The sequence below is a fragment of the Flavonifractor sp. HCP28S3_F3 genome, assembly GCF_052065355.1.
Taxonomy (GTDB): domain Bacteria; phylum Bacillota; class Clostridia; order Oscillospirales; family Oscillospiraceae; genus Flavonifractor.
The window spans coordinates 1-21,564 of record NZ_JBQHUF010000023.1 but is presented as its reverse complement, the minus strand read 5'-3'; the positions used below and the strand labels follow the sequence as shown (position 1 = coordinate 21,564).

Below are 21,564 nucleotides of genomic sequence, written 5' to 3'. Positions count from 1 at the left end.
GATTGCGGTGAGGGTCCACCCGTTCCCATCCCGAACACGGAAGTTAAGCTCACCTGCGCCGAAAATACTTGTCTGGAGACGGACCGGGAAGATAGGTAACGCCAACACAAAAAACGGACAGCATGCGCTGTCCGTTTTTTGTTGCTTTCAGCTGTTTTACGGCTGAAAGCAGGTCCTCAGATATTCCGATACATCGAAGGGATCCAGACCGCTGTCCTTGCGGAGATAGAGAGGATGGTGGGGATGCCCTTTCTTGGAACGTGCACCGGCAGAGTACCAGTTGGCGCCCAGTTCATTGCCGATCCGGATCATGTCGCTGACGCAGGCGGGCAAATAAGGCCGCTTCTCAATGATAGTTCCCCAGGCGGCCCAAACGGCAGGCGCGCCGGACCGGGTCTGCTCCAGAGCCCAGCGGAAGGCGGCCATATTTTCCTGATGGAGGAAGGGATTACATTCCGCTTCCATATCATCGGGTCTGGTCGCCCGCTGTGCGTACACGTTGAACATAATAAAGCTGTCGTAGCCGTTGCCCAGGGCAATGCGCTCCACAGACTTGAGGGTGTTATCCAGAGCGTTGGGCGCAGCGGTGGAGGGGTTGATCCCCACGCAGATCAGGGGCTTTTCACCAGCGGTGCCCAGAATGTACCGGTAGTCGCAGTAGTAGTTGGGCACAAACAGCCAGTGGGTAACGTCGTAATCCGGATTGGGCCTGCGCGCCGCCTCCAGTGCCTGGGCAAAAGGCAGAACAGCCTGGTCAGCGGTGGGGCAGTTAGGAACATGCATGGAAAGACCTCCTGGCAGACGGCTTGCAGTGTGGGCCGTCCGATGGTATACTCACTCTAACAGGATACAGTCAGGAGAAGGGAAATGCAATACCAACGCATCGAAAAGGGCCGCTTTTTGTCCCGGCCCAATCGGTTCATCGCTCATGTGGAGCTGAATGGCCGGACGGAGATCGTCCATGTGAAAAATACCGGCCGCTGCCGAGAGCTGCTGACGCCGGGCGCCACAGTCTATCTGGAAAAGAGCGGGAACCCCGCCCGCAAGACGAAATATGATCTGATCGCCGTGGAGAAGGGAAATCTTTTGGTGAACATGGACGCCCAGGCGCCCAACCAGGTATTCCGGGAGTGGGCGGAGGGCGGCGGCTTCCGGCCGGACCTGACACTTCTGCGACCTGAGACCACCTGGGGCGATTCCCGTTTCGATTTTTACTGGGAGGCCGCCGACGGCAGCCGGGGTTTTGTGGAAGTGAAGGGCGTCACCCTGGAGGAAGGCGGCCACGCCTGCTTTCCCGACGCGCCCACAGAGCGAGGGGTCAAGCATCTGAAGGAGCTGATCCGCAGTCGGGAGGCAGGCTATGAGGCGGCGGTGTGTTTTGTGATCCAGATGGCGGGTATGACGGATTTTGCCCCTAATGATGTGACCCACCCGGCTTTCGGCGACGCGCTGCGCCTGGCCGCCCGGTCCGGAGTCCAGGTGATTGCCCAGGAGTGCGCGGTGACGCCGGACAGCCTATCTATCTCGGAAACGGTACCGGTTTGCCTTTAATCTGCAAGCGATATCTATAAATAATGCAAAAACGATGGGGAGAAATTTGAATTACCCCACAAATATGAAATTATGGGATTGACAAAAATCAAAATGTGAATTAAACTGCACCCATCAAGCAGAGACGCTCGTTTCGCCGAGGAAGGCGAAGCGAGCGTTTTTGCTTTTAAGGAGGAATGAGGGAATGTATTCATCTGTCAACACAATCTGGGTGCTTTTGGGTGCCGCGTTGGTTTTCTTCATGCAGGCAGGCTTCGCCATGTGCGAGGCAGGCTTTACCAGGGCCAAGAACACCGGCAACATTCTGATGAAGAACCTGATGGACTTTTGCATTGGCACGCCGGTGTTCTGGCTGCTGGGCTTTGGCATCATGTTCGGCGGAGCCGGTGCGCTGATCGGTGGGTTTGATCCCCTGGTACGGGGCGACTACTCCAGTATTCTGCCGGAGGGTGTGCCTCTGTCAGCGTTCTTCATTTTCCAGACCGTCTTCTGTGCAACGGCTGCCACTATTGTGTCCGGCGCCATGGCCGAGCGCACCAAGTTTATCTCCTACTGCATCTACTCCCTGATGATCTCGGCGGTGGTTTATCCCATCTCCGGCCACTGGATCTGGGGCGGCGGCTGGCTGGCTCAGCTGGGCTTCCACGATTTTGCCGGTTCCACTGCAGTCCATATGGTTGGCGGCGTATCCGCACTGATCGGAGCCAAGATCCTGGGGCCCCGCATTGGCAAGTACGATGAAGAAGGCAAGCCCCGGGCCATCCTGGGCCACAACCTCTCCATCGCCGCTCTGGGTGTGTTCATCCTGTGGTTCTGCTGGTTCGGCTTCAACGGCTGTTCCACCGTGTCCATGACAGGCGACGAGACCATTGAAGCCGCCGGAAGCATCTTTGTCACCACCAATATGGCCGCAGCGGTGGCCTGTGTCACCACTATGCTCTTTACCTGGATCCGCTTCAAGAAGCCCGATATCTCCATGACCTTCAACGCCGCCCTGGGCGGTCTGGTGGCTATTACCGCCGGATGCGACATGGTCTCCCCGGTGGGCGCCGCCGTCATCGGCATCTGCGCCGGCATCATCCTTCCTCTGGCGGTGGAGTTCTTCGACAAGGTGGCCAAGATCGACGATCCTGTGGGTGCCATCTCGGTCCACGGTGTATGCGGTGCCATGGGTACCCTGCTCACCGGCCTGCTGGCCGTGGACGGTGGCCTGCTCTATGGCGGCGGCGTCCAGTTCTTTCTGACCCAGTGCCTGGGTGTGGTCAGCGTGATTGCCTGGGTGGTAGTGACCATGCTGATTGTATTTACCGTCATCAAGCACACCATCGGCCTGCGGGCCAGTGCCGTTGAGGAGCTGGAAGGCCTGGACATCCATGAGCACGGCCTGCCCACCGCCTACGCCGATTTCAGCCAGTCCACCAGCATGACGGCGGTGGCCAAGGCCAATGCCTATCCCGAGCCGGTAGCTGCCAGAAAGGCTGCCCCTGACGAGGCGGTGCCGGTACAGGTGACCTCCGCTCCCAGCGGCATCACCGCCTCCGATGTGGCGCTGTCCAAGGTGACCATCATCTGCAGCCAGGCCAAGTTTGAGGCTCTGAAAGACGCCATGAATGAAATTGGCGTCACCGGTATGACGGTGACTCAAGTATTGGGTTGCGGTATCCAGAAAGGTAAGACGGAATACTACCGCGGTGTTCCCATGACCATGAACTTGCTGCCCAAGGTGCAGGTGGACATTGTGGTCTCCAAGGTGCCTGTGTGGGAGGTCATCCAGGCGGCCAAGAAGGCACTGTACACCGGCAACATCGGCGACGGTAAGATTTTTGTCTACCATGTGGAGGACGTGGTCAAGGTCCGTACCGGTGAGACTGGTTACGACGCCCTTCAAGGTGAAGAATAGTCACAAACAGGCCTCCGGACTTGTCAAAGTCCGGGGGCCTGTGGTATGATGGGGGTCAGTTACGAGTGGGAGGAATGGGCATGAGGCCTGTCTATCAGGTATTTGCGGAGGAGATCGCGGCAAAAGGAAAAGCCTATCTGGCGCTGCGCCGCTGCCGGGCGGAGGATGTAGATGAAACGCTGCGGAAAGGCCGGGAAGAGCTGCTGCGGCTGGGTGCGGCTGAGATTTACGTGACCTCCAGCGATCCGGCTGCCCACCTGGAAGAGGGGAGCCGTGCGGGCTGCCGATTGGTACATGTCCGCGATCTGCTGTGGATGGAGCGGGAGCTGGAGGCTCTCCCGGCGGAGAGCGGCGGGGTGTCGCTGGTTCCGCTGGCGCGGGAGCGTGGCGGCGCCTGGATCACCCTCCACAACGAGTGCTTTTTTGATATGCCCAACTCTGCCACCTACGGTCCCCGGGATCTGGACCGGGCGCTCACGTCGGAGTACGCCTGCGGCTTTGTGATGTGGAACGAGATCCCGGTGGGCGTCTACGAGCTGGAGCTGACTCAGGAGATCCCGGTGATCGACGGCATTGCCCTCCTTAAGGATTTCCGAGGAAAAGGCCTGGGCCGGAGCCTGCTGACCGCTGTGCTGGCCCAGCTGGCAGGCAGGGGATACCGGCGGTGCCGTCTGTTGGTGGCCACCGACAATGAAAACGCCTTTGGCCTCTACCGCACTGCGGGATTCAAGGCGGCAGGGGTCCAGAGCCAGTGGTTTCAGATGCTGGCGGAATAAAGCAAGTAAGAGGAGCCGATTGCGGCTCCTCTTTTTCTATTGACATATATCGAATATTGATATACTATGATTATAGCGAACATCGATATACTTTTTGGAGGTGAGGAAGTTGGCCCGCAAAAAGCTGGAGACCCTGACGGAGCAGATGTTTTACGTCCTGCTGGCCCTGCGGCAGGAGCGCCACGGCTACGGCATCATGCAGGCCATCACCGCTCTGACAGACGGCCGGGTGAACATCGGAGCGGGCACCCTGTACGCCTTGCTGGAACGATTTGAAGGGGAGAAGCTGATCGTCCTCACTCGGGTGGAGGACAAGCGGAAGTATTACCAGCTCACCCCGGAGGGAGACAAAGCCCTGCGGGAGGAGTACCGGCGCATCCGTCAGCAGGCGGCGGATATGGAGACGGTTTTGCGGGAGGAGGAAGGGACATGAAGCGGAAATGGACGCTGTTTACTTATCCTGTCATGGACATCAAGGCGGCGGAGGCCATGCTCAACCGCCGTGCGGCGGAAGGCTGGCGGCTGGAGAGGATCTGGCCGGGTCTGCTGGCCTCCTTCGTTCCGGCGGAGGAGCCGGTATCCTACTGCCTGGACTGGTACGATCCCAACCGGGAGGATGGGCTGGACTACCGCACCCTGCTGGCCGACGCAGGCTGGCGGTCGGTAGGGCAGGTCAGCTACTGGAACATTTACGAGGCTCCGGCGGATACTGCGCCTATCCAGACGGATGGAGAACTGGAGTACCGGCGGTTCCGGAAGAAGGTCCTGCGGCGAATGGCCACGAGCTGGGGCTTTATCCTGGCTCTGTTACTGCTGCTGGCGGTGCTGGCCCCGGTAGGAGCCGCCCTGGGGCTGGGAGCGGTGTGGCAGTACTGGCTGGAATTTCTGGCCACGTTCAACACCGCAGCTCTGGCCTTTCTGTGTCTGCCCCTGCTGCTTGCCGGCGGGCTGCTATGGTCAGGACGGCTGCTGCTGCGGCTGGGTCAGTGGAAAGGGGCTATTGACCGGGAGGAGCCCTTCCCGGTGCCGGGACAGGGCAGCGCTCTGGCGGCCAGGCTGCTGGTGCTGCTGGGCGACCTGCTGCTGATCGTTTTTGTGCTGTGTTTTCTGCTGGATGTGATCACAGGGAAGGTGGGCCGCCCCTGGATGATCGGTACCATCATCGGCGCACTGGGCATTTTGGGTTGGAAACAGGGGGCGGAGTACCGCCGGGTCAGACGGTATAAGGCAGGCATGGCCATCGGGGCGGTGGTACTGCTGATCCTCAGCCTGCTGCCTCTGTCCTGGCTGGCGGTCCGGTTCCAGGTGACGCCGGCTTTGGAGGGCGAGTCCCTCTTCCCGCAGGCAGAGCTGGAGAAGCGGGAGGACGACGCCACCTTCCTGGCGGCTCATACGGAGTGGACCCAGTGGATGGACCTGAGCGGCATAGTGCCGGGAGCCCAGCTGGAGCTGAATCGGGGAGAGGGCTGGGGGCTGCCCTGGACCTGGCTGGCCGACTGGGTGACGGAGCAGTATCTGGACTGCATGGGTACTCCACATCCGGAAGAGCTGTCCGGCTATGAAAATGTGTGGCTGTCCCGGGCCAGTCTGGGCAGTACCGATTACACGGAGGACCTGTGGCTCATTCGCCGCGGCAATACGGTTCTCTGGCTGGAGACCAACCGGGGACCGGTGGATACCCAGTGGCTGGACGATTTGCTGGAACGTCTGGAGGTGGAGAAAACGTGAAGCGGAAGTGGACACTGTTTACCTATCCCACCATGGATATCAAGGCAGCGGAGGCTATGCTGAACTGCCGGGCGGAGCAGGGCTGGCGGCTGGAGAAGATCTGGCTGGGTCTGCTGGCCTCCTTCGTTCCGGCGGAGGAGCCGGTGTGTTATTGCCTGGACTGGTATGATCCCAATCGGGAGGACGAGCTGGATTACAGAACCTTGCTGGCCGACGCGGGCTGGCGGCGGGTGGGACAGCTGAGCTACTGGAATATCTATGAGGCTCCGGCTGGCACTTCTCCCATCCAGACCGACGGGGAACTGGAGTACCGGCGGTTCCGGAAAAAAGCGCTGCGGCGGATGGCCATTGGATGGGCGATACCGCTGATCTGCTTGGCGGTTCTGGTGCTGCTGGGTGTTCTGGTGTCGATGAAACCGGGGGTACTGGGATGGAGTTATTTTGTTACGGTCTTTACGGACACCAATACAGGCGCTGTCGTTGCCACTGCGCTGCCCCTGCTGCTGGCAGGCGTGGCACTGTGGTCGGGAAGGCTGCTGCTGCGGCTGGGTCAGTGGAAGCGTGCCATCGCCCGGGAGGAGCCCTTCCCGGTACCGGGAAGGGGGAGCGCTCTGACGGCGAGGATTTTCTCTTTGGTGGGTTATCTGTTTCTGATTCCGCTTGTTCTGGCTTTTCTACTGGATGCCATGGCCAAGGAACTGAATCTGGGATGGATTATCGGTATGGCCGCAGGCTGTTTGATCGTATTGGGCAAAGATCCTCTGCCGGAGCACGAGAGAAAGCGCCGGTACGCCAAGGGTACGCTGGCCTGCGTTGCAGTACTGCTGGCGCTGCGGCTACTGCCCCTGGCCGGGGTGACGGGGCTGGTGTGTGTCAAGCCGCCCCTGGCTGATGAACGGCTTCTGCCGGAGCGAACGGAACTAGAGGTCGTGGAAACCCATGCCACCCTGTTGTCTGCCCGGACGGAGCGCAGGGAATTTGGGCCGCTAAAAGAGGGAGATGCGCTGAACGGAGTGATGGACAGCGAGGCCTGGAGGCTGCCCTGGACCTGGCTGGCCGACTGGGTAACGGAGCAGTACCGGAAAGAACTGGGTACCGCCAACCAGGAGGAGGTGCCCGGCTATGAGAACGTGTGGCTGGAGCGATACGGTATATCCGGCGGCAACTACCCGGAGGAGGCCACGGGGGATGTGTGGCTGATCCGTCGGGGCAATATCGTTCTGTGGGTAAGGACCGACATGGGGCCGCTGGACGAAGACTGGCTGGACGGCATTCTGGCCCGGCTGGAGGAGGATGGAGCGTGAAAGATAAAATGACCCGGTGGTTCCGCTACACCGCCGAGGACGTGAAAGCCGCCCAGGCGGAGCTGGACGAGCTGGCGGATCAGGGCTGGGAGTTGGCGGAGCTGGGGATCTTCACCGCCACCTTCCGATGGGCGGAGCGGCCCCGCCGGTGCTGGGTGGAACCCGCCCGGTGGACCTCCATCCGCCGGAAGGACGAGCAGGCCCGCTCAGACTATCTGGCCCTGTGCGACGAAGCGGGCTGGGACCTGCTGGACGAGGCGGGAGGCATGTTTTACTTCCAGGCCAAGCCGGACACTGATCCCGCTCCCATCCAGACCGACGGCAGCCTGGAGTGGGAAGAGGTGCTGAAAAAGAGCCTGTGGAATCAGGCCTACACCTTTTTCTGTCTGGTCGTTTACTGGATCGCTTGGGCCGCTGGCCGGTTTTTCCTGGACCAGCCCCGGGTGTGGGAGATGTTTTTCTCCAATGGTGCCATGCTGGCACAGCTGTTCCTGCTGGCTTGGATCGCATTGGAACTGTTTCTTGGCTTTCGTGTGGTACGCTACCGGAAAAAATGCCGCCGGGCGGCGGAGGCGGGGAAACCTATTCCGGTGCCCAGGCGAGGAGCAGCCCGGTTCCGGGGGGCCATGCCGTTGGTCAGCACTGTGCTGGTCATCATTCTGCTTCTGTCTATTTTGGGCGCTTTCAGCAGTGAGCGCAGCAACCATGAGGTGAACGGACGGCTGACCGCAGAGCGCTCGGTGCTGGGCGAGAGCGTGGAGTACCGGGAATTCTCCGAGAAGGGCGACCTGTGGATCGAATCCTACGACTGCAAGGCATCCTGGCTGGCGGGGATCGTCTGCGGCGACCTGCGGGCCATTGAGGGCGATGAGAATCGTCTGCACCGCTATTTCCACTACCACGGAACGGTGGAGCTGACCGAGGCTGACCTGGGCTATGATAAGGCCTGGATCTATGCCTGGGATGGCGGGAACGGCCTCATTATCCGCCAGGGGAACCGGGTGATCCACATGGAGGCGGAAAAGCTGGACCTCACCGACCGGACCGTGGTGGAGGAACAGCTGGTCTGGCTGGAACAGGCCGCTTGCACCCTGACGTAAAGTGTGGTAGCATGAGGGAAAGACGAAACGCGGGAGCGTGAGAAATATGGAAAATCTGCTCTTTGTCAATGCCTGCGTGCGGGGAGAGAAGTCCCGCACCCTGAAGCTGGCCCGTCACTTTCTGGAGCGCTACCAGGCCGCCCATCCGGACACGGTGGTGACCGAGGTGGACGTGTGCGCCCACCGGCTGCCGCCCCAATACCCTGAGGTGCTGGCCGAGCGGGACGAGCTGTGGAACGCGGGCAAGCTGGACCAGCCCATGTTCGACCCCGCCTGGCAGTTTGCGAAGGCGGACAAGATCGTGATTGCAGCTCCCTTCTGGGACCTGTCCTTCCCGGCGGCCCTGAAGATTTATCTGGAGCGCATTTCGGTCACCGATATCACCTTCGGCTATGACGCCGACGGCAACGGCATCGGCCTGTGCAAGGCTGACCGGCTGCTCTATATCACCACCCGGGGCGGCTACTATGCCGGTACGCCCCAGGATATCGCCACCGCCCATATCAAGGGCTTGGGGGTCATGTACGGCATCGATGACGTGCGCTTCCTGGACGCGGAGGGGCTGGATGATATCCGCAACGACAAGGAAGCCCTGCTGGCGGCGGCTATGGAGCGGGCGGACGCTCTGGCGGAGGTGTTCTGATGTCCCGGCGGATCTTACTGCTTACCACCGGTGGTACCATCGCCTCTCTGCCTACGGAAGAGGGGCTGGCTCCCGGCCTGGACGGAGAGGACCTGGCCGGTCTGCTTCCCCGGGGAATTACCGACGCCTATGATCTTACCATCCGGGACATTCTGCACCTGGACTCCTCCAACATCCAGCCGGAGGAGTGGCAGACCATCGCCCACCATGTGTTCGACAACCGGAACGACTATGACGGCATCGTCATCACCCACGGCACAGACACCATGGCCTATACCGCCTCGGTGCTCTCCTTCATGCTCCGGGGCATCGCCATCCCGGTGGTGCTCACCGGTGCCCAGCTGCCCATGACCCACCCACTCAGTGACGGGCTGGAAAATCTGCGTACCGCTCTGGCCATGGCGGCCTCCGGCGTGGCGGGAGTATTTCTGGCCTTTGACCGGAAGGTGATTTTGGGCTGCCGGGCGGTAAAGACCCGCACCACCGATTTTGACGCATTTGAAAGCGTGAACTGGCCCCTGGCGGCCACGGTGGACGGCAAGGGCCTCCAGATCCGGCGGGAGAGCATCCCCGCCTCCTCGGGAGCCTGCACCCTCCGGGATAAGCTGTGCGACAAGGTGTTCCTGATCAAACTGACGCCCGGCCTGGACCCGGAGATTTTCGACATGCTTCTTCAGATGCACTATCGGGGCATCGTGATCGAGGCCTTTGGGGCCGGCGGCCTCCACTTCGTCCGCCGGGACCTGATCTCCAAGCTCCAGGCGGCGGCTCAGGCGGGTATGGCTGTGGTGGTGTGCAGCCAGTGCCTCTACGAGCCCAGCGACTTCTCCATCTACGAGGTGGGGCAGAAGGTGCTGGAGCAGGGGGTCATCCAGGGCCGGGACATGACCACCGAGGCCGCGGTGACCAAGCTCATGTGGGTGCTGGGTCAGACCGACGACCCGGCCATCATCCGGGACTATATGGAGCGCTCCCTGGCGGGAGAAATGGCGTAAACAAAAAGAGATCCGGCAGCTTGCCGGATCTCTTTTTGTTTACATCTCTCTGCGGCCTTCCAGAGCCCGCAGCAAGGTGGCGTCGTCGGCGTATTCTAGGTGGCTGCCCACCGGGATGCCGTAGGCCAGCCGGGTGACTTTTACCTGGAAGGGCTTCAGCAGCCGGGACAGGTACATGGCGGTGGCCTCGCCCTCGGTGTCCGGGTTGGTGGCCATGATAACCTCGTGTACCTCTCCGGAGGCTACCCGGTTCAGCAGCTCCTTCACTCGGATGTCGTCGGGGCCCACATGGTTCATGGGGGAGATCACGCCGTGGAGCACATGGTAGACGCCCGGATACTCCCGGGAGCGCTCCATGGCCATCACGTCCTTGGGATCGGCCACCACGCAGATCACCGACTGATCCCGTTTGGGGTCCTGGCAGATGGGGCACAGTCCGTCCCCCTGGGAAAAGTTCTGGCACACCGGGCAGCAGTGGATGGCCGACTTGGCCTCCACAATGGCCTGGGCGAACTCCGCCGCGTCTTCCTCTGGCAAGGCCAGCACAAAAAAGGCCAGCCGCTGGGCGCTCTTGCGGCCGATGCCGGGCAAGCGGGCGAACTGCTCCACCAGCTTTTCCAGGGCGGGGGGAAAATACTGCATGCCTTAACCCTCCCGCAGGGCGGCGATAGCCGCCGCCGGATCGGCCGCGCCGTATACCGCGGAGCCCGCCACCAGAGTGTCCGCTCCGGCGGCGATGACCTTGCCGGCGGTCTTGGGGCTGACGCCGCCGTCCACCTCCAGCCGGCAGGCGGGATTATACTTGTTGATCAGCTCACGCACCTGGCGGATGGTGTCCAGCTGGTGCTCCATGAAGGCCTGGCCGCCGAAGCCGGGCTCCACCGTCATCACCAGCACCATGTCCAGCTCCTCCAGATAGGGCAGTACGGCATTGGCGGCGGTGATGGGCCGGAGAGCCACCGCCTTCTGCACGCCGCATTCACCCATCAGGCGCAGGGCCTCAGCGATGCGGGTGGGGTGGTCAGCCTCCAGATGGACGCTGAGTAGGTCGGCACCCGCCTTGGCAAAGGCCTCGATATAGCGTACCGGCTTGTCGATCATCAGGTGGACGTCCAGGAACATGTCGGTGCACTTGCGGATAGACTGCACCACCGGTACGCCGATGGTGATGTTGGGTACAAAGCAGCCGTCCATCACGTCCACATGGAGCCAGTCGGCGGAGGATACCCGCTTAATGTCCCGCTCCAGGTTCACAAAATCCGCAGAGAGGATGGAAGGGGCGATCTTGATCATCGTTACCACTCCAGTCACAAAATTTTTCAGGAAAGCCGGCGGGGACGGGCAGGCGCCGCTGTCCCGGCCGGGGGGCAAAGGGACGCCTTGCCACATAAGATACGTCAAGCGGACGTCGCCCGGGGCCCCGCCGGTCCTCCCCTGCGCCCACGGGCTGCCGGCCCGGCGGCCCATGCCCCGGAACCGCGCGCCGCATCATATAGTGTCCGGGGGAGCAGCCGCTTCCCCGGACACAATGGTTTCTCAGTTATAGAAGTCGTTGGTATGGCATTCCCGGGCCTGGTACCCGGCGGCGCACATGGCGTCCAGAATGGCCCGCTTGTGGGTGTGGCCGAAGGCCTCCAGGGTCACCCGCAGCTCCACGCCGCTCTGGCGGTTGTTGTTGACGAACTGGTTGTGCTCCAGCTTGATGATGTTGCCGTTGGCTCCGGCCACGATCTGGGCTACCCGCAGCAGCTCGCCGGGCCGGTCGGGCAGCTGCACGGAGAAGGTGAACACACGGCCCCGGTTGATGAGCCCGTGCTGCACCAGGCTGGCCACAGTGATCACATCCATGTTGCCGCCGGAGAGGACAGGCACCACGTTCTTGCCCTGGCACTTCAGGTGGCTCAGGGCGGCCATGGGCAGCAGACCGGCGTTCTCCACGATCATCTTGTGCTTTTCCATCATGTCCAGGAAAGCGTCCACCAGCTCGTCGTCGTCGATGGTGATGATGTCGTCGATATTTTTCTGGATATAGGGGAAAATCTGATCGCCGGGGGTTTTGACTGCCACGCCGTCAGCGATGGTCTCCACCTTGTCCAGGGTGACGATGTGGCCCGCCTCCAGGCTGGCCTTCATGGAGGCCGCGCCGGTGGGCTCCACGCCGATAACGGTGACGTTGGGGTTGAGGAGCTTGGCCAGGGTGGATACGCCGGTGGCCAGTCCGCCGCCGCCGATGGGCACCAGGATCACGTCCACGTCGGGCAGGTCCTGGAAGATCTCATAGGAGATGGTGCCCTGGCCGGTGGCGATGGCGGGGTCGTTGAAGGGGTGGACGTAGGTCAGCCCCTCCTCCTCCGACAGCTTGGCGGCCAGCTCGGCGGCGTCGTCAAAGGTTTCCCCGTGGAGCACCACCTTGGCGCCGTAATCCTTGGTGTTGTTCACCTTCACCAGCGGGGTGGTGGTGGGCATGACGATGGTGGCGGACACCCCAGCCTGCTGGGCGGCGTAGGCCACGCCCTGGGCGTGGTTGCCGGCGGAGGCGGTGACCAGACCTCTGGACTTCTCCTCCTCAGACAGGGTGCTGATCTTATAGTAGGCGCCCCGGATCTTGTAGGCGCCGGTGACCTGCATGTTTTCCGGCTTGATGTACACATGGTTGCCGGTGGCCTTGGAAAAGGCGGGGCTGTACAGCAGGCTGGTGTCCCGGATGACGCCGGACAGCACGCTGCGGGCCTCTTTGAACTCCTTCAGGGTGAGCATAGGCGGACTTCCTCTCTTTAAATCGGTAATTACCTTTAATAATAATGACTTTCCACCCTAAAGTCAACGTGTTCTTGACACCGGGAAAGGGGAAAGGTACAATGAATTCGAGCATTATTTTTGGAGGATCTGCCAATGGCAAAGCTCATAAAAAAATCTCCCGCACCTCTCTACCTGGCAGCGGCGGTATGGATATTGTGGGCTATTTTCGCCCCCATGTACGCCTGGTGGCACTTTGTACTGGCGGCGGCATGTTCCGTGGCGGCCTGGCTGCTGGGCCGGAAGCTCTTCCCCGACCGGGTGCTGATCGTTCCCGATCCCGAGCCGGAGCCGGAACCGGAACCCCAGGAGCCTGTCGACCCTCTGCTGCAGGAGCGGCAGCGGGCCATCTCTGAGCTGCGGCGGCTCAACGACAACATTGCCGACGAGAAGATCTCCGCCCAGATCGCCCACATGGAGGAGGTCACCGGCAAGATCTTTGACCTGGTGGCCCAAGACCGGACCAAGCTGCCCCAGATCCGGCGGTTTCTGAACTACTACCTGCCTACCACCCTGAAACTGCTCAACGCCTATGACCGGATGGATCAGGCGGGCGTGGAAGGCGCCAATATCGACGGCACCATGGGCAGGATCGAGGCCATGCTGGATCAAATCTGCACCGCCTTCGACAAGCAGCTGGACGCCCTGTTTGCCAATGAAGCCCTGGACATTTCCACTGATATCACTGTGCTGGAGCAGATGCTGGCCCGGGAAGGGCTGGGCGGCACCCAGCTGGGACAAGTTGAATAAAAAGTAAGGAGCGAGCGACCATGACTGATAAGACTGATTTCACCCCCGAGCTGACCCTGACCCCCGACCTGGGCAGCGCCGCTGCCGCCGCTGAGGTCAAGGCTCCGGAGGCGCCCACTCTCACCCTGAACCCCGACGCCGCCGCTGCCGCCGAGCAGCAGCGGGAGGCCAACGCCGTCCAGCTGGACGAGAGCCAGCTGACCGAGGCGGAGCGGAAGATGGTGGACGACTTTGCCCAGAAGATCGACATCACCGACTCCAACGTGGTACTTCAGTACGGCGCGGCGGCTCAGAAGAACATCGCCGGCTTCTCTGAGACCACCCTCAACTCCGTGCGCACCAAGGACCTGGGCGAGGTGGGCCAGGCTCTGTCCTCTCTGGTGGTGGAGCTGAAGGGTTTTGGCCAGGAGGAGGAGAAGGGGCTCTTCGGCTTTTTTAAGAAGAAGCGCAACGAGCTGGAGGCCATGAAGGCGTCCTACTCCAAGGCGGAGGCCAATGTGGATAAGATCGTGACCGTCCTGGAGGGCCATCAGGTGACCCTGATGAAGGACATCGCCATGCTGGACCAGATGTATGAGCTCAACACCAAGTACTATAAGGAACTGACCATGTATATCCTGGCGGGCAAGAAGCGCCTTCAGGCCGTCCGCACCGGTGAGCTGGAGCAGCTGCGGCAGAAGGCCGCCCAGTCCGGCGCCCAGGAGGATGCCCAGGCCTACAATGGCCTGGCCAACATGTGCTCCCGGTTCGAGAAGAAGATCCACGACCTGGAGCTGACCCGGATGATCTCCATCCAGATGGGTCCCCAGACCCGTCTGATCCAGAACAACGACGCCCTGATGCTGGAGAAGATCCAGTCCTCCCTGGTGAACACCATTCCCCTGTGGAAGAGCCAGATGGTGCTGGCCCTGGGTCTGGAGCACTCCCGTCAGGCCACTGCCGCCCAGAGCGCGGTGACCAACATGACCAACGAGCTGCTGCAGAAGAACGCCGACATGCTGAAGATGGGCACCATCGAGACCGCCAGGGAGGCCGAGCGGAGCGTGGTGGATATCCAGACCCTCCAGCACACCAACCAGCAGCTCATTTCCACCCTGGATGAGGTGATGAAGATCCAGCAGGAGGGCGCCCAGAAGCGGCGTGAAGCCGAAGTGGAGCTGGGCCGCATCGAGGGCGAGCTGAAGCAGAAGCTGCTGGAGCTGCGGGGTTAAGCCATGAAATTCCTCAAGAGCTATACCGGCGGCATGGTGGTGCTGGCAGTGGTCATCGTGCTGTCGGTGCTGCTGGGCTCCCACCGCTCCCTGGTGAGCGAGCGGGACAAGGTGGAGGCCCAGTTTGCCCCCATCGCCGGGGACCTGCAGGACTGCCTGGACATCACCGCCAACCTGCTGACGGTGGGGGAGCGCTACCTGGAGGAGAGCCAGCTGGCGGAGCTGGAGGGGAGCCGGAACATGCTGTCCGACTGGCACGGCATCTCCAACGGCTACACCGCCTACACCCGCCTCCAGGAGGAGGCCGCCGCCGTGTTGGATGAGCTGGAGGGGTGTGAGCTGACCGAAAAGGACAGAGCGTATGTCCAGGGCTTTCGCACCGACCTGGCCTCCGAGGCGGACACCATTTCCCGGGACGGCTATAACGACGCCGCGGAGGAATTCAACCGCAAGGTGCTGGGAGCCTTCCCGGCCAACATCCTGTCCAAGCTGACCTTTGTAGGGTCCGCGGAGCTCTTTGCATAGGAGGGACCTATGAAACGAAAACTTTGGAGCGTGCTGCTCTGTCTGGCGCTGGCGGCAGGTCTGCTGAGCGTCACCGCCGCTGCGGTGGTGGAGCCCACTGAGGCCTTTTACGTGGCGGACTACGCCGACGTGCTCAGCACCAATACGGAGCAATATATCGTTGACAAGAATCAGGCCCTGTTCGATTCCACCGGCGGCCAGATCGTGGTGGTGACGGTGGACTTCATGGACGGCATGGATTCCGCCGACTACGCCATGCAGGTGGTGGAAAACTGGGGCGGCATCGGTGATGCCGACAAGGACAACGGCTTTGTGCTGGTGTACGCCGTGGGGGAAAACAAGGTGTGGGCCATGACCGGCGCCGGTCTGGAGGACGCCCTCCCCGCCTCCCAGGTGGAGCGCTATCTGGAGCAGTATTTCTATGACGGCTACGACGCCGGGGAATACGACCAGGCCACCCGGGACTTCTTTGACGCCATCTATGGGTGGTATGAGAGCTACTACGCCGGCAGCACCAGCGGCGGAGGACAGGACTTCTATTACCCCGAGGCAGAGAATGACTACATCTACGGCTATGTGGGTCCGCTGTTCGCCTTTCGTACATTCGGACTGTTTTTCCTGATCGTGGTGCTGGTGATTGTACTGTGCGCGGCGGACGGCTGGCGCTACCGCCGCTATCGCCGGCGGTACATGATGCCCGGCATGCCCCCGCCGCCCTACATTTACCGGCCCTTCATCTTCGGACGTCCCCATCGGCCCCGGCCCCCCAGACCTCCCAGAGGACCCCGCCCGCCTAGAGGCGGCGGATTCCACAGCGGTGGGTCCTTCCGCGGCGGCGGCGCCGGACGGGGCGGCAGCTCCTTCCGCGGTGGCGGTTCCTTCCGTGGCGGCGGCGGTGGCTTCCGTGGAGGTGGAGGCGGTTTCCGCGGCGGCGGTGCCGGACGCCGGTAACAGACATACAAACGTCCCGGAGGATCCCTCCGGGACGTTTTTTTCTCCGTGACATCAAACTGACACAACTGGGTGCTATCCTGAGGGCGAAAGGAGGGGAGAGACATGGAAGAGCGGGTGCTGTTGGCCGAGGACGAGGAGAAGATGCGCACCATCGTCCGGGACTATTTTCAGTCCCACGGGGTGGCCTGCGACCTGGCCAAGGACGGTGCGGAGGCCCTGGAGCTGCTGCGGCAGCGGGACTACGACGCGGTGCTGCTGGACGTGCTCATGCCGGAGGCCGACGGCTTTGCAGTGTGCCGGACTGTGCGGGAGCACAGTCGGGTGCCCGTCCTGTTCCTTACCGCCCTGGGAGAGGAGCGGGACATGCTTCGGGGCTACGAGCTGGGGGCGGACGATTATATCACAAAACCCTTCTCCCTGGCGGTGCTGCTGGCCAAGACGAAAGCCCTGATCCGCCGCAGCCGGGGGGAGGACGGCGAAAAACTCACCTGCGGGGCCATCACCCTGGAGCCTCTCCGGCGGCGCTGTACCGTGGCCGGGGCGGAAGTGGAGCTGTCCCCCCGGGAGTACGCCCTGCTGCTCTGCCTCATGCGCAACAAGGGCCAGGTGCTCAGCCGGGAGCAGCTGCTGGACAAGGTGTGGGGCATCGACTTTGACGGCGGCGAGCGGGCGGTGGATGTGCGCATCAAGCGCCTGCGCTCCGCGTTGGGTCCGGCAGGAAGTCAGATCAAGACGGTGTTCAAGGCGGGATATCGAATGGAGGGCGGCTGATATGAAGGAGAAACGGCTGTTTTTCAAACGCCTGGCAGGGAATCTGGCCATCTTTCTGCTGCTGTGGGGGGGGGCCATGGCCGCCCTGGTCTGGGTCAACTACCGATGGTGCCAGGAGGATGTCGTACAGCAGTACAGCGATCTGCCTATGCGGATCAGAACCGGGGAGGTCACTTTCAGCGCCCAGCCGAAGGATCTGGGTATCGTCCGGTTCCTTCCCTGGGAGGACGGCTATTGCTCCGCCCAGCTCACCATGATGGGTGAGCACCTGCTCCGGGACTATGGGGGTCAGCTCTTTCTGCGCATCTACGAAAAGGACGGAGACCGGCTGGGCCAGACGCAGATGCTGGTAGGGTATACCGGAATGACCGGGGAGACGGATCCGGAGGAGGACTCCATCGTGTATCTGGTTTTTGACCCCGCCATGACCGATGAGGAGATGCTGGCGGCGCTGGAGATTTTGAATGGCTATCCGAAGCAGGTGTTCTACCGGTATGACGATGATGTGAGACCGCGGTTCACCGGCGTCCAGGCAGTGGGCTGGCGGGAAGGAGAGGCGCTGTATGTGCAGAAGCTGACCCTCCTCTTTGAAACGGAGGAAGTGGTGCTGGTCGATACGCAGGCCGACCTGTTCCCCGGTCAGGCGCCGGAGTCCTATTCCTGCACCTGGGTGGAGTTTTATTCTCCCCTGCTGGGCCGGGGAGATCCGGAGCCTCAGCTGGAGCGTTACCGCGCCATGGAGGCGGAGGTGGACGAGATCGAGGAGCGGTTTCCCCGGTGGGAGCAGGAAGGACTGGCCTATGGAGGCGGCCGGCATTCCAATGCCTATCTGGTGGCCGGCGCCGTGCGGCCTGTGGCGGTCAACCATTTCCTGCCCAAGCTGTACGCTCTCACCGGTCTGAGCCCCGTGATCCTGATCACCCTGGCGGCGGCGGTATTCCTGGCTGTTCTGACGGCCTGGCTGGAGTACCGGGCCATACGCCGGGAGCGGGCCTTTACCCGGGCGGCGGCCCATGAGCTGAAAACGCCCCTGGCCATTCTCCGGGCCCACGCCGAATCCCTGAAGGAGGATATCGACCCGGCCAAACGGGAGGAGTACCTGGACGTGGTGCTCTCCGAGACCGACCGGATGGCGGCTCTCACCGCTGCCCTGCTGGATCTGTCCCGGCTGGAGCGGGGAGAGGCCCTGAACCGGGAGCCGGTGGAGCTGTCCGCCCTGGTGAAAGAGGTCTTTGACCGGCTGGTCCTGCCTCTGGAGCAGAAGGGGATCACCCTGAAGCTGGACCTATCCCCGGTGTGGACGCAGGGGGACCGGGCCCGGCTGGAGAGCGTGGCCGCCAACCTGGCCTCCAACGCCCTGCGTCACTGTACCCCCGGCGGAACGGTCACCGTGAAGGTGGGCAAGGAGGGCCGGTGGGCGGTGCTGACGGTGGACAACGACGGGGACAACATCCCGGAGCGGGAGCTGCGCCGGATCTGGCAGCCCTTCTACCGGAGCGACCAGAGCCGCAGCCGGGAGACCGGAGGCACCGGCCTGGGGCTGGCCATCGTAAAGGCGGCCATGAAGGCCCACGGGGGGGAGTATGGGGTATCCAACCGGGAGGGCGGCGTTACCTTCCGTGTGTCCCTCCCCAGCTTGCAAAGCGCCCAGTGATGTGGTATGATACCCTCACGAACTTGAGATTGTGAGGGATCATTATGGGATTTAACCGGCCGGAGGCGAAGTACCGGGCCAGGCTGGCCATGCGCGGTGCCTACCCCCACCCCATGCTGGTGACGCTGGTGTATGTGCTGCTGACCGGCGTGCTGACCTATGCCATTATGTATTTCGTATCCAACCCCTTTACCCTGGCCTACTGGTATCTGCTGGACGGCGCTGACGTTCAGGATGTGTACCGCTATATCTTTACGCCCCAGCGGGTGTGTGTCTACCTGCTGATGGAGCTGCTGATCACCCTCTATACCTGGGTGATGCAGTTCGGCTACACCGCCTATACCCTGGGTCTGGCCCGGCGGACGGGGCCCAGCTACCGCACCCTGCTGGAGGGCTTCGCCCATCTGGGCAAGGCTCTGCTGGTCAGCTTCCTGATCAGCCTGTTCACCACCCTGTGGGGCCTGCTGGCCATGCTGCCCGGCCTCGTGATCCTTATCGTGGGGAGCGTGGTGGAGAGCTCCGGCCTGATCTTCCTGGCCATTTTGCTGCTGCTGGCAGGTGCGGTGGTGGAGGTCATCGTGTCCTACCGCTATCGTCTGGCCGTTTATTTCCTGCTGGATCATCCCGACATGGGCACTCTGGCCGCCATCAGTGCCAGTAAGCAGGCCATGCGGGGCCACAAGGGTGAGCTGTTCGTGATGGACCTCTCCTTCCTGGGCTGGGCGCTTCTCTCGGTGTTTACCCTGGGCATCCTGAGCCTGTGGCTTGGGCCCTACATCGGCGCTACCGAGTCCAATTTCTATCACTGGGTGGTGTACGGATCCTTCCCCAATGATGAGCCGGGCTACCAGGGTTCCTCTTACCAGAGCCCCTATAACAACAAGCCCCAATTCTGAGAAGAGAAAAAAACCGGCCTGCCGCATCTGCGGCAGGCCGGTTTTTACGTTTGCCTTATTCCAGAACGGCGCCTCTTGCAGCAGAGGTGACCAGCTTGGCATACCGGGCCAGATAGCCGGTCTTGACCTTGGGCTCGGGGCATACCCACTTGGCCTTGCGCTCTGCCAGAGTGGCCTCGTCCACGTTCAGGGTGATGGAGCAGCTGGGGATGTCGATGGAGATGATGTCACCCTCCTCCACGAAGGCGATGGGGCCGCCCTGTGCAGCCTCGGGGCAGACATGGCCGATGGAGGCGCCGCGGGTGGCGCCGGAGAACCGGCCGTCGGTGATGAGAGCCACGGACTCGCCCAGACCCATGCCGCAGATAGCGGAGGTGGGGTTGAGCATTTCCCGCATGCCGGGTCCGCCCTTGGGACCCTCGTACCGGATGACCACCACGTCGCCGGAGACGATCTTGCCCTCATAGATGGCGGCAATGGCGTCGTCCTCGCAGTCGAATACCCGGGCGGGGCCGGTGTGAGTCATCATCTCGGGAGCCACGGCGGAGCGCTTCACCACGCAGCCCTCGGGTGCCAGGTTGCCCTTGAGCACCGCGATGCCGCCGTCGGCGGAGTAGGGGTTCTCGATGGGACGGATCAGCTCGGGATTGCGGTTGACCACGCCCTCCAGATTTTCCTCCAGGGTCTTGCCGGTGCAGGTCAGGACGGAGGTGTCCAGCAGACCCTTCTTGGTCAGCTCCTTCATCACGGCATACACGCCGCCGGCGCCCTCCAGATCCTCCATGTAAGTATCGCCCGCCGGAGCCAGGTGGCACAGGTTGGGGGTTTTGGAGGAGATCTCATTGGACATGTCCAGATCCAGCTCAATACCGCACTCGTGGGCGATGGCGGGCAGGTGGAGCATGGTGTTGGTGGAGCAGCCCAGGGCCATGTCCACCGTCTCGGCGTTGTGGAAGGCGGCCTCGGTCATGATGTCCCGGGGACGGATGTTGTTCTTCACCAGCTCCATGATCTGCATGCCGGCGTGCTTGGCCAGCCGCAGCCGGGCGGACCACACGGCGGGGATGGTGCCGTTGCCCCGCAAACCCATGCCGATGGCCTCGGTAAGGCAGTTCATGGAGTTGGCGGTATACATGCCGGAGCAGGAGCCGCAGGTGGGGCAGGCGTTGTTCTCATAGTCCTCCACGCCCTCCTCGTCCAGCTTGCCCGCCTTGTAGGCGCCTACCGCCTCAAACATGTGGCTCAGGCAGGAGCGGCGGCCGTCGGCCAACCGGCCGGCCAGCATGGGACCGCCGGAGCAGAAGATGGTGGGGATATTCACCCGGGCGGCGGCCATCAGCAGGCCGGGCACGTTTTTATCACAGTTGGGGATCATCACCAGGCCGTCAAACTGGTGGGCCAGAGCCATGGCCTCAGTGGAGTCGGCGATGAGGTCACGGGTCACCAGGGAATACTTCATACCGATGTGGCCCATGGCGATGCCGTCGCACACGGCGATGGCGGGGAACTCCACCGGAGTGCCTCCGGCGGCCCGAACACCGGCCTTGACCGCCTCTGCGATCTTGTCCAGGTTCATGTGGCCGGGTACGATCTCATTATAGGAGCACACTACCCCGATGAGGGGACGCTCCAGCTCCTCCTTGGTGTAGCCCAGAGCGTAAAACAGGGAGCGGTTGGGGGCACGCTCCACCCCTTTGGTCACGTTATCGCTGCGCATGGCAAGCCCTCCTTGCGGTTGGTTTCATGGCTCCTATTATAGCGCAGCAATGTGTGAAAAGAAAGATAGCTATGATACAATCTCACATAATTATGTGTCCAGTTCAAAATAGGCCAGCTGACAGCTCTGGGGATCGTAGATGGCGATAGTACAGTTGAGGGGAAATTTCCGGCTGTGTCCGGCCCGTTTCCCTTAGTTAAAGATATTGTTGGGTATCTCAAGATGTGTCATTCGATTTTGCCGATAAAGCGGTAGAAGATTTCCACTTCCTGTTCCCGGCTTCCGTCCTCACT

At 62.0% G+C, this 21,564-nt stretch carries 22 protein-coding genes and 1 rRNA gene; 17 read left to right on the top strand and 6 right to left on the bottom strand.

Features of this window, described 5'->3' with window-relative positions; all coding sequences use genetic code 11:
- Positions 1 to 107 (top strand): 5S ribosomal RNA (gene rrf / locus ACTNB1_RS14425); the annotation flags it as partial.
- 49 nt (positions 108 to 156) lie between these two features.
- Here rrf and ACTNB1_RS14420 read toward each other — a convergent pair.
- Entirely contained in the window at positions 157 to 783 is a 627-nt protein-coding gene (locus ACTNB1_RS14420) for a DUF1643 domain-containing protein (RefSeq protein WP_441170452.1), read from the bottom strand.
- 84 nt (positions 784 to 867) lie between these two features.
- On the opposite strand from ACTNB1_RS14420, the gene sfsA reads away from it, so the two are divergent.
- From sfsA to ACTNB1_RS14375, 9 genes are all read left to right on the top strand, one after another.
- Positions 868 to 1,551 (top strand): DNA/RNA nuclease SfsA, encoded by a 684-nt coding sequence (sfsA, locus tag ACTNB1_RS14415; protein ID WP_441170451.1) that lies wholly within the window; start codon positions 868 to 870, stop codon positions 1,549 to 1,551.
- Between the two features lie 184 nt (positions 1,552 to 1,735).
- Positions 1,736 to 3,451 carry an ammonium transporter gene (locus tag ACTNB1_RS14410; protein WP_441170449.1) on the top strand — a complete coding sequence of 572 codons (1,716 nt, stop codon included), beginning with the start codon at positions 1,736 to 1,738 and terminating at the stop codon, positions 3,449 to 3,451.
- An 80-nt stretch (positions 3,452 to 3,531) separates the two neighbouring features.
- The gene (locus ACTNB1_RS14405; protein WP_441170447.1) at positions 3,532 to 4,227 is read left to right on the top strand and encodes a GNAT family N-acetyltransferase; all 696 of its coding nucleotides are present in this window, start codon (positions 3,532 to 3,534) and stop codon (positions 4,225 to 4,227) included.
- A gap of 109 nt (positions 4,228 to 4,336) precedes the next feature.
- Positions 4,337 to 4,660, top strand: a complete 324-nt coding sequence (locus ACTNB1_RS14400) for a PadR family transcriptional regulator (RefSeq protein ID WP_441170445.1) — start codon at positions 4,337 to 4,339, stop codon at positions 4,658 to 4,660.
- The gene (locus tag ACTNB1_RS14395) at positions 4,657 to 5,955 is read left to right on the top strand and encodes a DUF2812 domain-containing protein (protein WP_441170443.1); all 1,299 of its coding nucleotides are present in this window, start codon (positions 4,657 to 4,659) and stop codon (positions 5,953 to 5,955) included. Before ACTNB1_RS14400 ends, ACTNB1_RS14395 begins: the two co-directional genes overlap by 4 nt.
- A complete protein-coding gene (locus ACTNB1_RS14390; RefSeq protein WP_441170441.1) occupies positions 5,952 to 7,259 on the top strand; it encodes a DUF2812 domain-containing protein in 1,308 nt (435 codons plus the stop codon). Before ACTNB1_RS14395 ends, ACTNB1_RS14390 begins: the two co-directional genes overlap by 4 nt.
- Positions 7,256 to 8,359: a DUF2812 domain-containing protein gene (locus ACTNB1_RS14385; protein ID WP_441170439.1), complete on the top strand. Its 1,104-nt coding sequence runs from the start codon at positions 7,256 to 7,258 to the stop codon at positions 8,357 to 8,359. Before ACTNB1_RS14390 ends, ACTNB1_RS14385 begins: the two co-directional genes overlap by 4 nt.
- 46 nt (positions 8,360 to 8,405) lie before the next feature.
- Positions 8,406 to 9,002 (top strand): FMN-dependent NADH-azoreductase, encoded by a 597-nt coding sequence (locus tag ACTNB1_RS14380; RefSeq protein WP_441170437.1) that lies wholly within the window; start codon positions 8,406 to 8,408, stop codon positions 9,000 to 9,002.
- A complete protein-coding gene (locus ACTNB1_RS14375; RefSeq protein WP_441170435.1) occupies positions 9,002 to 9,997 on the top strand; it encodes an asparaginase in 996 nt (331 codons plus the stop codon). The genes ACTNB1_RS14380 and ACTNB1_RS14375 overlap by 1 nt, the downstream gene beginning before the upstream one ends.
- A 39-nt stretch (positions 9,998 to 10,036) precedes the next feature.
- On the opposite strand, the gene recR is transcribed toward ACTNB1_RS14375, so the two are convergent.
- The 3 genes from recR to ilvA all read right to left on the bottom strand — a co-directional run bounded on the left by recR (position 10,037) and on the right by ilvA (position 12,754).
- On the bottom strand, positions 10,037 to 10,639 hold the full coding sequence (gene recR, locus ACTNB1_RS14370) for a recombination mediator RecR (protein ID WP_441170434.1): 603 nt from the start codon (positions 10,637 to 10,639) through the stop codon (positions 10,037 to 10,039).
- A gap of 3 nt (positions 10,640 to 10,642) precedes the next feature.
- Positions 10,643 to 11,290: a ribulose-phosphate 3-epimerase gene (gene rpe, locus ACTNB1_RS14365; RefSeq protein ID WP_441170432.1), complete on the bottom strand. Its 648-nt coding sequence runs from the start codon at positions 11,288 to 11,290 to the stop codon at positions 10,643 to 10,645.
- 243 nt (positions 11,291 to 11,533) lie between these two features.
- Positions 11,534 to 12,754 carry a threonine ammonia-lyase gene (gene ilvA, locus ACTNB1_RS14360; protein WP_441170430.1) on the bottom strand — a complete coding sequence of 407 codons (1,221 nt, stop codon included), beginning with the start codon at positions 12,752 to 12,754 and terminating at the stop codon, positions 11,534 to 11,536.
- Between the two features lie 135 nt (positions 12,755 to 12,889).
- Here ilvA and ACTNB1_RS14355 point away from each other — a divergent pair, with 135 nt between their 5' ends.
- The 7 genes from ACTNB1_RS14355 to ACTNB1_RS14325 all read left to right on the top strand — a co-directional run bounded on the left by ACTNB1_RS14355 (position 12,890) and on the right by ACTNB1_RS14325 (position 19,554).
- A complete protein-coding gene (locus ACTNB1_RS14355) occupies positions 12,890 to 13,543 on the top strand; it encodes a 5-bromo-4-chloroindolyl phosphate hydrolysis family protein (protein WP_441170428.1) in 654 nt (217 codons plus the stop codon).
- 20 nt (positions 13,544 to 13,563) lie between these two features.
- Positions 13,564 to 14,754: a toxic anion resistance protein gene (locus ACTNB1_RS14350; RefSeq protein WP_441170426.1), complete on the top strand. Its 1,191-nt coding sequence runs from the start codon at positions 13,564 to 13,566 to the stop codon at positions 14,752 to 14,754.
- A 3-nt stretch (positions 14,755 to 14,757) separates the two neighbouring features.
- On the top strand, positions 14,758 to 15,279 hold the full coding sequence (locus ACTNB1_RS14345; RefSeq protein ID WP_441170425.1) for a hypothetical protein: 522 nt from the start codon (positions 14,758 to 14,760) through the stop codon (positions 15,277 to 15,279).
- A 9-nt stretch (positions 15,280 to 15,288) separates the two neighbouring features.
- Positions 15,289 to 16,230, top strand: coding sequence for a TPM domain-containing protein (locus tag ACTNB1_RS14340; protein WP_441170423.1), 942 nt, complete (start codon positions 15,289 to 15,291; stop codon positions 16,228 to 16,230).
- A 105-nt stretch (positions 16,231 to 16,335) separates the two neighbouring features.
- Entirely contained in the window at positions 16,336 to 17,004 is a 669-nt protein-coding gene (locus ACTNB1_RS14335) for a response regulator transcription factor (RefSeq protein WP_441170421.1), read from the top strand.
- Between the two features lies 1 nt (position 17,005).
- On the top strand, positions 17,006 to 18,658 hold the full coding sequence (locus ACTNB1_RS14330; protein WP_441170419.1) for a sensor histidine kinase: 1,653 nt from the start codon (positions 17,006 to 17,008) through the stop codon (positions 18,656 to 18,658).
- Positions 18,659 to 18,702: 44 nt separating this feature from the next.
- Positions 18,703 to 19,554 (top strand): DUF975 family protein, encoded by an 852-nt coding sequence (locus ACTNB1_RS14325; protein ID WP_441170417.1) that lies wholly within the window; start codon positions 18,703 to 18,705, stop codon positions 19,552 to 19,554.
- 55 nt (positions 19,555 to 19,609) lie between these two features.
- Here the strand turns inward: ACTNB1_RS14325 and ilvD are convergent, their stop codons facing one another.
- Positions 19,610 to 21,271 (bottom strand): dihydroxy-acid dehydratase, encoded by a 1,662-nt coding sequence (gene ilvD, locus ACTNB1_RS14320; RefSeq protein ID WP_441170415.1) that lies wholly within the window; start codon positions 21,269 to 21,271, stop codon positions 19,610 to 19,612.
- Between the two features lie 227 nt (positions 21,272 to 21,498).
- A partial coding sequence (locus tag ACTNB1_RS14315) for a DUF4368 domain-containing protein (RefSeq protein ID WP_216242606.1) occupies positions 21,499 to 21,564 on the bottom strand: 66 nt, incomplete at its 5' end.